Raw genomic sequence first — 12804 nt, 5'->3', positions numbered from 1 at the left:
ATTATAGTCGCGATTCTGGATCATTCCCTCCCTTCATAAAACTTAATACTGTAGTTACTAATCACTCTAGCCCACATTCCGCACCCTCAACTGTCACAGATCAAAAAAGCCATTAAAGTAGTACATAGTAACTAAAATTAATTCAAAGGTTAAAAGGGTTAATGAGAATATATAGCATTAAAAGGGGTATGGAGCGAGAAAGAGAAAATTCAAGAGAAAAAAATAATTGTTCAGAAAACAAGAAATAATTGATTACAATAGAAGTAGTGGAGGAATCTGTTGTGAAATTAAAACCCCAAGAAATAGAAATTCAGAACATAGACCATCTAGGGATAGTGGCAGGAATAATAGACTCAATCGGAATAGTAGAAATAATAAACGAATTGATAGGAGTCGAAAAAGACGAAAAAGTAAATGCAGGTCAAGTAGTAAAAGCCATGATAATCAACGGGTTAGGATTTGTTTCCAAACCCTTATATATGTTTCCCGAATATTTTGAAACAATCGCCTGTGAACATCTAATAGGAACAGGAGTAAAACCAGAATATCTCAACGACGATAAGTTGGGGAGAGTCATGGATAAACTATTTATAAAAGGATTAGATACAATCTTTTTTATCATCGCAGTAAAAGCCGCCAAAAAATTTGGAGTATCACTATCAACATCACATCTAGACTCATCATCAATGCACGTACATGGGCAGTATAACGCTAGCTTACCAGAAGTAATATTTGAGAGTCAAAAAATAGGAAATAACCAAGAATTAGAAGAAATAGCAGTAAAATCACCAAAAGAAATAACCATCACTTATGGTTATTCTCGTGACCATCGGCCGGACTTAAAACAGTTCATCATAGAAAGGATATGTTCAGGAGATGGAGACATCCCAATATTTTTAAAACTAGCATCAGGAAACCAAGGAGATTCATCATGCTTTGGTCAAATAGCAGTAGAATATCAAAAACAATTAGAAGTTAATAGTCTCATTGTTGCTGACTCAGCATTATATACAGAATCAAACCTGAAAATGATGTCGGATTTACAGTGGTTATGTCGAGTACCATTAAGCATAAAAACAGCAAAATCATTAATATCAACAATCCCAGAATCAGAATTTATTGATAGTACAATACCAGGATATAAATTAGTATCAAAAACGGAAAATTATGCAGGAATAGAACAAAGATGGTTAGTAGTACAAAGTCAAGAAAGAAGAGAATCAGACCTGCGTAAACTCACCCAAAAAATTACCAAAGCCGAATCAAAAGCGGTTCTTGATTTGAAAAAGTTATCACAAGAGAGATTTGCTTGTGAAGCCGATGCTATCAAGGCATTATCAAAATTATCAACCCAGTTCAAATATCACCAAATTAACGAAAGTAAGGTGACTCCAGCCAAATCTAATAAAAAAGATTCTCTCAATGAAATATCCTACCAAATATTAGCTACAGTCTGCCAGGATGAAAGTAAAATTAATACAGAATTGCTGAGTGCAGGACGTTTTATTATTGCTACGAATGTTTTAGATTCACAGGAACTTAGTGATGATTCTATGCTCAGGGAATATAAAGCTCAACAATCATGTGAACGGGGGTTTGGTTTTCTCAAAGACCCATTATTTTTTGCCGATAGTATTTTCCTTAAAAGTCCTGAGAGAATAGAGTCTATGGGAATGATTATGGGTTTATGTCTCTTGGTTTATACATTGGCTCAACGTCAAATTAGAAATGCTCTGAAAGAGTCTAAATCAACAATTAAAAATCAATTAGGTAAAGCAACTAATTCCCCTACTTTACGCTGGATTTTTCAATGCTTTCATTGTATTCATTTGATTACACTCAATCAGGAGGAACATATTTCTAATTGGAATAAGGACAGAGATTTTATCTTGCGTCTTTTACCAGATGATTGTTTACGTTACTATCAATTAGTCACCTAATTATTATCTCTATCAATTTAATTTCTATAAGTGAAGATGAGCTAATCTCTTTGATTTATAGCTCCATTTTACTATGTCTATAATTTCGTTTTTTACCTTAATTGATTAGTCTAACTTATGATTTGTCTCTTGAATCTCTTCATTTATTTATCTGTTGAGTCCTCTAGGTGGTGTTAATTCTTATTGCTCCTTATTGAGAATAGGTTTTGATGCCATTTTTGGTGCTTTACTGTTTCTCAAATGCCTTTTTTCGCTCCTTATGTTTATTTTTATGCTCACTTTGATTTTTTCTCTCCGTAATTTCTCTCTGTGACAGCTTAGGGTGCGGAATGTGGGATTCAATTGTAGCCTGGAGATTACTCTGGTTAACCTATCAAGCACGCTTACACGGAGAGGAGAGTTGTGAAAGTTTTTTGGAAGAACATGAATGGCAATCTTTGTGTGCCACTATTCATAAAAAGGAGCCGCCGCCTGAAAAGCCGCCCTCCTTTAGGGAAGCGGTCAGAATGATTGCTTCTCTTGGGGGGTTTTTAGGTAGAAAAGGCGACCCTTCGGCTTCTCTCAGGCTTCGGCCGTGAGCTTTTGCCGAACGGGTTAACGGTGAACCAGGTGTTAAAACTATTTGGTTGGGACTGCGAAGGTTACATGATATCAGCCAGACTTGGAAACTATCTCATCAAATTGGTCCCCCCATAGAACCCCCTTGAGCCATCTTGCACACTTTTCTCTTTTTGTCAAATTTCATGTTAAGAAAGATGGGGAGCATCTCACTTACGCGATGAGTAATTATACTTTGCCTAAAAGCCACTCTTAATCGTGTCTTGGAACGAAATAGAGGCTTTTAAAGACCGCGTACATGGAGAATTAAAACAAGAATTACCCTCGAAAAGCCTATTTTTCTACTAAGTATTTATGCTTATTGCAAAGGTGAGATGCTCCCGAAAGATGTGACTAATGGATGGCTTGATAAGGGGGGTGCCGATAGGCGGGGGGATCTGATGATTTTTAACGCCTACCTACTTATGAGTTAGTCTCCTGACTTAGCTTTTCAGCAATAAATCGCTAATTTCCGACTGACAATGACCAATTAAACGATTAATCGCTTTTTTTCCTTGTTTACCTTGATAATCTGAGCGATCGCTCTCAGTAATTTCGTAGGGACGACCGATCGCCACCTTGACACGATGATAAAATACAACAGGATGCCAGCCATCTTGATCGAATAAAGGTTCTGTGGTATCTAATAAGCGCAGCAAACGCACGGGAAAAGGACTAATAGCAGTTTCCGACTCGGAGAGAATAGCCACAGGTAAGACCGATAGATTCTCCACGGGACAACGCAGGGCTAAATGGGCAAATCCGCTTTGAAAACGGCTAATTTGACGAGGATAAGTCAAATTTAACATCGGCGATCCACCTTCCGGAAATAAACCGATCCATCGTCCAGACTGTAAAAAATCCGTTGCTTGCCGAAAAAAAGTCCTGTGGCGTTTTTCAGGGGCATCAAAGGGAAAACAGCCCAATTCTCCGATTAATTCCCGCAAAAGCGGCGTTTTTCCCATGTAGTGATGACAGGCGATCGGGAGAGTTTTGCCCAAAGCTTGAATTAAAATCGGCGCGTCCAAAAAGCTGCGATGGTTACTTACCACGATCGCCACTCCTTGGCCGGGTAGATTTTCTTGACCGACGGTAAACAGACTCGTGCGTGTGGTATCAAGAATTAAACGAGAGGTAGATAGGGGGGTAAGCAGCGTCATGGAGAAAAAAATCGGCCTTAAGATTGTTTTTATTGACTTAGATCACAACTAAAGGATAAAACAGAATTAGAGGATCATAAAATATCGGGATTATCTCCCAATCATCTACGGATCAGCCTTACGGCGGCCTCGTCTATTTAAAAAAATAAATTTCATGAATGATTTGAATGAGCGAAAAACATTTGCTTTGACAACACCCCTTTATTATGTCAACGATATCCCTCACATCGGTAGTGCTTACACGACGATCGTAGCGGATGTTATGGCACGATGGAAGCGGTTACAGGGCAATTCTGTCCTCCTAATTACAGGAACCGACGAACACGGACAGAAAATCGAACGGACTGCGGCAGCCAAAGGACTCAATCCCCAGGAACACTGCGATCGCATTGCCACCAGTTTTGCCAATCTCTGGGCAAAGCTACAGATCCAGTATGATCGCTTTAGTCGTACCACTGCCCCGCGTCATCAGGCAATTGTTAACGAATTTTTTGAAAAAGTCTGGGAAAAGGGCGATATCTATCTCGATCGCCAACAGGGTTGGTATTGCGTTGCCTGTGAAGAATTTAAGGAAAAAAGAGAACTGTTAGATAATGGCTGTTGTCCCATTCACACTAACCTGGCCGCCGAATGGCGCGACGAGGAAAACTATTTTTTCCGTCTCTCTAAATACCAAGCACAACTAGAACAACTTTACCAAGAACAACCCAATTTTATTCAACCAGAAAGCCGACGTAATGAGGTTCTTAACTTCGTCAACCAAGGACTACAGGATTTCTCTATTTCTAGGGTTAATGTCGCTTGGGGGTTTCCTATTCCCCACGATGGTCAGCACACCATCTACGTTTGGTTTGATGCCCTTCTTGGCTATGTTACCGCCCTTCTCGACCCCGAAGACGAACCCACCCTAGAAAATGCCTTGGCCAAATGGTGGCCGATCGATCTGCATCTGATCGGTAAAGATATATTAAGATTCCATGCCATTTATTGGCCAGCTATGCTAATGTCGGCTGGTTTACCCTTGCCCAAAAGAGTATTCGGCCACGGCTTTTTGACCAAAGACGGGCGGAAAATGGGCAAAAGTCTCGGTAATACCCTCGATCCCTTCGATTTGGTTGAGCGCTATGGAGCCGATGCCGTCCGTTACTATTTCGTTAAAGAGATTGAATTAGGACAGGATGGCGATTTTCAGGAAACCAGATTTGTTAATATTCTTAACGCAGATTTAGCCAACGATTTAGGCAACCTCCTCAATCGCACCCTAGGTATGGTTAAAAAATACTGCCAAAATATCCCTCCCCAGTTGACTGGCGTAGATATCCCCAACGATAATCATCTTAAGAATATGGGGATCAATCTAGGGGTTATTGTTGAACAGAAGTATGATGCGCTACAATTTAACCAAGCCTGTGAAGAAATATTGGCGTTAATTCGCGCTAGTAACAAGTTTATCGATGAGAGTGCGCCCTGGAGTTTATTTAAACAGAAACAACAAGCAGCGCTAGAACAAGTTCTCTACGCAGTTTTGGAATCCGTAAGACTCTGTGCATACCTACTCTCACCGATGATACCGACCTTGAGCAGTAAAATTTATCAACAACTAGGTTTTGTTATTGATTTTAATGCTTTCAGTTCGGAAGATGGGGAAAACTCCCCTGATAGTGTCTCTTTTTCCCAACACTGTCAATGGGGATTACCCACAAATCCACAACTAGGAACACCTGAACCGATCTTTTCTAAACTAGAACTACCGTTAAACGATTCCTAATGGAATTTTTTAATAACTCTATTTTCTAAGGTCTGTTGTCCTTTCGGACACAACTGGCAAACACCCAACACTAAACTTTTAACAAACGAGGAAAAATAAAATGTTTGATGATTATGACACAGCCCCAGTCTTCACCCCCGAACAAGTGCTAGAAAATCGCGGTCGTGTGGCGATTTTCATCGATGGTTCTAATTTATTCTATGCGGCTCTGCAATTAGGTATCGAAATTGACTACACCAAATTACTTTGTCGTTTAACTGCCGGTTCTCGTCTCCTGCGTGCCTTCTTTTATACTGGAGTTGATCGCACTAACGAAAAACAGCAGGGATTTCTCCTCTGGATGCGTCGCAACGGTTATCGAGTCATCGCTAAAGATCTAGTACAATTACCCGATGGTTCCAAAAAAGCCAATCTCGACGTGGAAATTGCCGTGGATTTAATGGCCCTAGTGGGTTCCTATGATACCGCAGTCATTGTCAGTGGTGATGGGGATTTGGCCTATGCTGCCGATTCCGTCAGTTACCGTGGTGCGCGAGTGGAGGTGGTTAGTTTGCGATCGATGACCAGTGATAGTTTAATTAATGTAGCCGATCGCTATGTTGATCTAGATCAAATCAAAGAAGAAATTCAAAAAACTAGCAAACATCACGTTAGTTATAATAATTTCCCCGTCAGCGTCTTAGACCAAGATCGTAGCAGTCGCTAGACAAATTCAGCAAAAATTAAGTTTAAGGTGGGTAATTCCCACCTTTTTCAGTTATCAGTGACCAGTTATCAGTGACCAGTTATCAGTTATCAGTTATCAGTGACCACTCCCCATCTGCTGCCTCCTCAATTAAGCAATACTACTGCGCTTTCTCGCTTCCTTATAAGATGTTCCCACATCCTGTAAACCGACTTTAATCATCTGTTGTTCCAAAAGGGCAAAAAAACGCAAGCGATCGCCACCTTTAATCACCGCTAAATTGTGCGCTTCCGCTAAGGCGATCGGATAACCATAACCTTTTAACACCTGGGCCAGTAAAATACTCAAAGAGCGATCGAGTAATTCTCCCTCCTCCACCACCCAAGCAGGAACCTCTACTCTAGCGATTTCCGTCCCCACATGGAGATAACAGAAGTAAATGCGATGCTCATCCCCATAAAGATCGAGTATCTTCAAAGAACTGCGCCAAAAAGGACTTCTTTGCCCCGGTTCCAATAAATAACCCCAGAGAGAAGCATCCCGGAGAGGATCGACAACGCGACAAGGAGTTTTTTCTGGGTCTAAATCACCGCAATTGATCAGGCAATTGGGAGTATCATGGGGACAAGATTGTAAACGCAGGAAATTTAAGCTTTCCGTGCTACGAGAAGCACTAATATAACCCATAAGCGGGATTTTAGCCGAGCGCAAATCGTCCCAAGACTGAAAAATCGGTGGCAAAATTAAATCTTTTGCTTCCGGGGGGAGACTATCGATAAACCAATAGATCAAAGAACCATCCACAAGGGCTAAATTTGGTTCATAATGGGCGCCGGGGGGTTTTACCCAACGAGTAGCCATTTCCGCTAACATTTGGCTTTCTAATACCGTCCGACGATAACTCATCCACTCATCCACGCGAATACCCCACTGTTTAGAAATGTAGAGATCTTCTGATTTGTAATAGACTTCGGGAATGCTATCGAGGAGCGGGTGTAAATTTTGACCATAGTGCAACATGATCCTACCGATATTAATTAGATAACAGTAGGCGATTTCGTGGTGAGAAGGGGCAATTTGGGAACCATCCGTGGCAAAAACGCTATGACTTTCGGGAGCGGGAAGGATAGTAATGCGGGTGTCGAGAGGTTCGATCGGTAGCGCGACAGAGAAAATTAGGCGATCGTGCCAGTTATGATAGAGTTCTAGCAGTTTTTCCTGTTGCCGTTGAGCCTGTTCTAAAAGAATTTTAGCCCTTTGCACTCGCTCACGACTAGCTGTCACTTCCTGTTGAAAATGTTGACTGATTCCTGGCATTTTTGCCGCTAATTTCGCAAGATCGAGCATAGCTATCCTCTCCCTGACTTTTTTTGATTTTATTGCAATTTTGTCAATTATTGCCAAATTTATCCGTAGTAATCTCCGCTTACAGCAGTTATCTCAAGGGTGAGATAGGAAGTTTTCCTTTTGGGGAGTCGCTCGTCAATACCAAAAAGGAATCCTGCGTATTTAGACAATATTTGTCCTTGAGATCATTACAGTTTTGATAAGAAATAATTTGCTCATGTTGCATTCTACCAACAATAATACCAGGGTGTATTCCTAGTTGTTCGGCAAATTGATTAATAGCTTTTTTACTAAGAGAATTATTGGCGACAAATCTCTGCCAATCTCTGGAATCAATTAAGAAATTAGCCGCAAAAATATCCGCCTCTTTTTCTTTAATTGTATCTTGAATATCTTGCCCCTCTAAAAATAAAATTCGTTTCCCATGTAATAAAATATGACCAGCTTCATGAAAAAAAGAAAACCAAAAATGATCATTTGTTTTGTATCGATCGCTCAATTGAATTAAAGCTTTCTGAGAACCTAACCAACGGGTAGCACCGCATACCCTTGTTTTCGGAAGTTCAGGAACAAAAACCAAGGCAACTCCCGCTGCCGCACAAAGCTCGATCATTTGCGGTTGAAATACCTCGATAGACTTAACAGTTAACGAACGAATTTGTCGCAAGGCATCTCTGAATTTTAACTCGTTGTAATCAGCACAATTAATTTTCGATGCTTCTATTTCTCCTTGACGTAACCATGCCGTTATTGCCCCTTTATCGCTATCAAATGCTTGAGACTTTCTAAAATCAATCGATAAATTTATCCCCCAAATCTCCTCCCATTGCTCAGGGGAGACAACGGCAAAAAAATTCAAGCTCTCTCGTAATTGCTCTATTTTATCCTCATAAAACTTGAGCCAGCCTAATTCAGTCATCTGCCGATAAGGAATTTGTTTTAACCAGCCTAAATAACCTTTTAATCTTTGATTCTCGTTTTTTCTTGCTAAATATTCCCGATAAAGTCTTTCGCGCTCTATCCAGAAACTGGCGGGAGTTCCTAACACTAACTCTATCTGTAAAGCGGTATCGATAGTAATCTCCGCTTTACCTTTTATGATCTCATTGATAGTCTTTTTCGGTCTGCCCATACGTTGGGCAAGTTCCGATTGAGACATATTTCTTTCTTCTAGGATTTCGGCAAGGGTTTCTCCCGGTGGAGAAATAAAATCCGGTGCATATCTGTTCTCAATAGTATTAGTCATGGGTGTCATCTATGCCAATAATTACGACTGCGGTTACTTTCTTCCAATCAATTCCCCCGTCTGCTTTTCGAGGAATCGGTATATTAGCTGGCTCAAAAATTAGTCTGAGGGGATGAACTAAATCTAGGGATAGTTGTCCGGCCCGGTTATATAATAATTCGTGGCAACGTCCCGGCAGCGCTCGCATTTCCTCCAGGACAATAACTGCTTTTAAGTCGTCGAGTCTTTGCCTGATTTTCTTAGCCATCTTCTCTCCATACTGTTTTTTCAGTAGTCTTTGGCTATTGCATTCGTTCTCAAATTTTTTTTCCTTAAAGACAATATCCATTGTAGATGACCCTTGTAATATTGTTAACCTTTGAGGTTAACAATATTTTATGGTAGCCTCTGGTGCATCCAGTACAAAAGCTCTAAATATAGCGTTAAGAGCTAATAGTCTAGACACCAGTTCTGAAAATAAGGTTAGCTAGAGACAGTTTTTCAGATATTAGCCGATAAATCAGGTGATAATTATTGCTAAAACTGCACTATCAAGCCAAAACAACGAAAATATGGTTTTATAGCCTAATAACGCTCAAATTAAGTGCCGCCGCTGCCCAAGAAAAAGACAATCTCTAAACCTCTAAACCTCAGAAAAGCACGATAAGCGACTTGACAACAACAGCGACAATTTGCTATAATGGCCTTTTGTCAACGATTTGACCTTCGGTAAAAGGAGTTCAGAGTAACCTTAGATACAGCCCTATCATGCCCACCATTCAGCAATTAATACGCGACGAAAGATCCAAAGCGAAAAGAAAAACCAAATCTCCCGCCCTCAAACAATGCCCTCAACGTCGGGGAGTTTGTACAAGAGTATATACCACCACACCCAAAAAACCCAACTCAGCCCTACGGAAAGTGGCTAGGGTACGTTTGACCTCTGGATTTGAGGTGACAGCCTACATCCCGGGTATCGGTCATAACCTGCAAGAACACTCGGTCGTCCTGATTCGGGGCGGTCGGGTCAAAGACCTACCCGGAGTCAGATATCACATCATTCGCGGCACCCTCGATGCCACTGGGGTGAAAAACCGTCAAAAGGCGCGGTCTAAGTACGGAACCAAACGCCCCAAACCCGCCGCTAAATAAACAGGGAATTGATTAACCAAAAAAAATACTCCCACCGAGTCGGTCAAAGTTAACCCAAGAGACTGAAAACTCGCAGGAGAGGGTTTGAGATGGGCTGTAATCATCCGACTGTCAAGCAAAAGTTAAAGTTAACCTAGAAAATTCAGGAATATTCCGATGTCTCGCCGTAAAAACGTCAAAAAACGTCCTATTCCCCCCGATCCCGTTTACAATAGCTGTTTAGTCAGCATGACCATCCGCCGGATCATGCGATCCGGCAAAAAATCCCTAGCCGCTAACATCGTTTACGATGCCCTGAAAACCGTCGGCGAACGTACCGGTCAAGAACCCCTAGAAGTATTTGAAAAAGCCGTTAAAAACGCCACTCCCCTAGTGGAAGTGAAAGCCCGCCGGGTCGGTGGAGCCACCTATCAAGTCCCGATGGAAGTACGCACCAACCGTGGCAGTACATTAGCGCTACGCTGGTTAGTCCATTATGCCAGAACCAGAGGCGGCAAAACCATGGCAGGTAAACTAGCCAACGAGATCATGGATGCGGCCAACGAAACTGGCGGCACAATCAAAAAACGGGAAGAAACCCACCGGATGGCAGAGGCGAACAAAGCCTTTGCCCACTATCGTTACTAAGAAAGATACTTTAAAGATACTTTAAGGGCGGTGGACTACACTGCTGCCGCCAAAAAACTGTCAAGAAAAGTATAGAATTGTAAATAGTGTAAAAAATCCTAGAACAAAACCCCATCACTGGCAAGCAAAGCAAGGAGGTTGCTGTGGCACGGACTATCCCGCTAGAGAGAGTGCGAAACATCGGAATCGCCGCTCACATAGACGCGGGCAAAACAACGACAACAGAAAGAATCCTGTTCTACACGGGAGTCGCCCATAAACTGGGTGAAGTCCACGACGGAACAGCAATTACCGACTGGATGGAACAGGAACGGGAGCGAGGAATCACCATCACCGCCGCCGCCATCAGTACCAGTTGGCAAGATCATCGCATCAACATCATTGACACCCCCGGCCACGTCGATTTCACCATTGAAGTGGAACGTTCCATGCGGGTACTCGATGGAGTAGTGGCGGTTTTCTGCTCTGTTGGCGGTGTACAACCCCAATCAGAAACCGTCTGGAGACAAGCCGATCGGTACAAAGTACCCCGGATTGCCTTTATCAACAAAATGGACAGAACGGGAGCGAACTTCTTTAAAGTTTACGAACAATTAAGAGATCGCCTTAGAGCTAACGCCGTTCCCATCCAAATGCCGATCGGCGCAGAAAGCGAACTGAGCGGGATCGTTGATCTCGTCAAAATGCGCGCCTACATATATAAGGATGATCTAGGGAAGGACATAGAAGAAACCGACATTCCCGAAGACTTATTGAAAAAGGCCGAAGAATTCCGCGTACAGCTGGTGGAGGCTGTAGCAGAAGCGGATGAAGAACTCCTAGAAAAATATCTAGAAGGTGAAGAACTCACCGAAGCCGAAATCAAACGCGGTCTCAGAGAAGGGACGATTGCTGGTACAATTGTTCCCGTCCTCTGCGGATCGGCTTTCAAAAACAAAGGGGTACAACTGCTCCTCGATGCCGTCGTCGATTACCTACCCTCACCCTCGGAAGTAGCCGCCGTTAAAGGGATTCTTCCCGATGGCAGCGAGGCAATCCGGGAAGCTAAGGACGATGCGCCCTTCTCGGCCCTGGCCTTCAAAATCATGGCCGATCCCTTCGGTCGTTTAACCTTCCTGCGGGTCTATTCCGGTGTACTAGCCAAAGGCAGCTACGCCTACAATTCCACCAAAGGAACCAAAGAACGGATCGCTCGCCTGATCGTCCTCAAATCCAACGAACGGATCGAAGTGGATGAACTGCGGGCCGGTGATCTAGGGGCGGCGATCGGACTGAAAAACACCATTACCGGGGATACCCTCTGTGATGAGAAAAACCCGGTTATCCTAGAATCCCTCTTTATCCCCGAACCGGTTATCTCCGTGGCCGTGGAACCGAAAACCAAACAGGACATCGAGAAACTCAGCAAAGCTCTGCAAGCTCTCTCCGATGAAGATCCCACCTTCCGGGTCAAAGTTGATCCCGAAACCAATCAAACGGTAATCGCCGGGATGGGAGAACTGCACCTAGAGATCCTCGTCGATCGAATGCTGCGGGAATACAAAGTTGAAGCGACGGTGGGCGCTCCCCAAGTTGCCTATCGGGAAACCGTCCGCAAACCCGTGCGGGCCGAGGGTAAATTTATCCGTCAAAGTGGCGGTAAAGGACAGTACGGCCACGTCGTCATTGAACTGGAACCGGGTGAACCGGGGTCAGGCTTTGTCTTCGTCTCTAAAATTGTCGGTGGTGCTATCCCCAAAGAATACATCAACCCGTCAGAACAGGGGATGAAAGAAGCTTGCGAATCGGGGATCGTAGCGGGTTATCCAGTCATCGACCTGAAAGCAACCTTGGTAGATGGTTCTTTCCACGATGTGGATTCCTCCGAGATGGCCTTTAAGATTGCCGGTTCCATGGCGATCAAAGAAGCGGTGATGAAAGCTGGTCCCGTTCTCCTAGAACCGATGATGAAGGTCGAAGTGGAAGTACCCGAAGACTTCATCGGTAACGTCATCGGTGATCTTAACTCCCGTCGGGGACAAATCGAAGGTCAAGAAACCGAGACCGGCATCGCCAAAGTCTCCGCTAAAGTTCCCCTAGCGGAAATGTTTGGTTACGCCACTGATATTCGCTCCAAAACCCAAGGACGGGGCATCTTCACCATGGAATTTAGCCACTACGAAGAAGTCCCCCGCAACGTGGCTGAGGCGATTATCACCAAAAGTAAAGGAAACGGTTAATTAGTGACCAGTGAGCAGTGAGCAGTGGGAATAAACCGATCATTTAAATTCGATCGGTCAACCCTAATAACTGCTAACTTAAAA

10 protein-coding genes and 1 pseudogene are annotated in these 12804 nt (G+C 43.1%); 7 read left to right on the top strand and 4 right to left on the bottom strand.

From position 1 onward, the window contains the following. The first annotated feature begins 281 nt into the window (after positions 1 to 281). Positions 282 to 1940 carry an IS1634 family transposase gene (locus ACE3JL_RS04890; protein WP_375328960.1) on the top strand — a complete coding sequence of 553 codons (1659 nt, stop codon included), beginning with the start codon at positions 282 to 284 and terminating at the stop codon, positions 1938 to 1940. A 338-nt stretch (positions 1941 to 2278) separates the two neighbouring features. Beyond that, positions 2279 to 2647: pseudogene (locus ACE3JL_RS04885) on the top strand (IS4 family transposase); the annotation flags it as partial. Positions 2648 to 2980: 333 nt separating this feature from the next. Here ACE3JL_RS04885 and ACE3JL_RS04880 read toward each other — a convergent pair. Beyond that, positions 2981 to 3697 carry a 1-acyl-sn-glycerol-3-phosphate acyltransferase gene (locus tag ACE3JL_RS04880; protein ID WP_271990509.1) on the bottom strand — a complete coding sequence of 239 codons (717 nt, stop codon included), beginning with the start codon at positions 3695 to 3697 and terminating at the stop codon, positions 2981 to 2983. Positions 3698 to 3851: 154 nt separating this feature from the next. On the opposite strand from ACE3JL_RS04880, the gene metG reads away from it, so the two are divergent. After that, positions 3852 to 5465: a methionine--tRNA ligase gene (metG, locus tag ACE3JL_RS04875; RefSeq protein WP_271990507.1), complete on the top strand. Its 1614-nt coding sequence runs from the start codon at positions 3852 to 3854 to the stop codon at positions 5463 to 5465. 100 nt (positions 5466 to 5565) lie between these two features. Beyond that, on the top strand, positions 5566 to 6171 hold the full coding sequence (locus ACE3JL_RS04870; RefSeq protein WP_002743578.1) for an NYN domain-containing protein: 606 nt from the start codon (positions 5566 to 5568) through the stop codon (positions 6169 to 6171). 129 nt (positions 6172 to 6300) lie between these two features. On the opposite strand, the gene ACE3JL_RS04865 is transcribed toward ACE3JL_RS04870, so the two are convergent. The 3 genes from ACE3JL_RS04865 to ACE3JL_RS04855 all read right to left on the bottom strand — a co-directional run bounded on the left by ACE3JL_RS04865 (position 6301) and on the right by ACE3JL_RS04855 (position 9071). Then, the gene (locus ACE3JL_RS04865; RefSeq protein ID WP_271990505.1) at positions 6301 to 7497 is read right to left on the bottom strand and encodes a DNA double-strand break repair nuclease NurA; all 1197 of its coding nucleotides are present in this window, start codon (positions 7495 to 7497) and stop codon (positions 6301 to 6303) included. A gap of 88 nt (positions 7498 to 7585) precedes the next feature. Next, positions 7586 to 8743, bottom strand: coding sequence for a HigA family addiction module antitoxin (locus tag ACE3JL_RS04860; protein WP_271990502.1), 1158 nt, complete (start codon positions 8741 to 8743; stop codon positions 7586 to 7588). Continuing rightward, the gene (locus ACE3JL_RS04855) at positions 8736 to 9071 is read right to left on the bottom strand and encodes a type II toxin-antitoxin system RelE/ParE family toxin (protein ID WP_002743582.1); all 336 of its coding nucleotides are present in this window, start codon (positions 9069 to 9071) and stop codon (positions 8736 to 8738) included. The genes ACE3JL_RS04860 and ACE3JL_RS04855 overlap by 8 nt, the downstream gene beginning before the upstream one ends. Positions 9072 to 9490: 419 nt before the next feature. Here ACE3JL_RS04855 and rpsL point away from each other — a divergent pair, with 419 nt between their 5' ends. The 3 genes from rpsL to fusA all read left to right on the top strand — a co-directional run bounded on the left by rpsL (position 9491) and on the right by fusA (position 12720). Further along, positions 9491 to 9874 carry a 30S ribosomal protein S12 gene (gene rpsL / locus ACE3JL_RS04850; protein ID WP_002740176.1) on the top strand — a complete coding sequence of 128 codons (384 nt, stop codon included), beginning with the start codon at positions 9491 to 9493 and terminating at the stop codon, positions 9872 to 9874. Positions 9875 to 10030: 156 nt separating this feature from the next. Beyond that, positions 10031 to 10501 (top strand): 30S ribosomal protein S7, encoded by a 471-nt coding sequence (gene rpsG / locus ACE3JL_RS04845; RefSeq protein ID WP_002739653.1) that lies wholly within the window; start codon positions 10031 to 10033, stop codon positions 10499 to 10501. A 143-nt stretch (positions 10502 to 10644) separates the two neighbouring features. Further along, on the top strand, positions 10645 to 12720 hold the full coding sequence (fusA, locus tag ACE3JL_RS04840) for an elongation factor G (RefSeq protein ID WP_271931581.1): 2076 nt from the start codon (positions 10645 to 10647) through the stop codon (positions 12718 to 12720). The last annotated feature ends 84 nt before the right edge of the window (positions 12721 to 12804 follow it).

This window comes from Microcystis sp. BLCC-F210 (genome assembly GCF_042134685.1).
In the GTDB taxonomy this organism is placed as follows: domain Bacteria; phylum Cyanobacteriota; class Cyanobacteriia; order Cyanobacteriales; family Microcystaceae; genus Microcystis; species Microcystis aeruginosa_D.
This window is presented reverse-complemented; position numbering and strand designations above follow the sequence as displayed.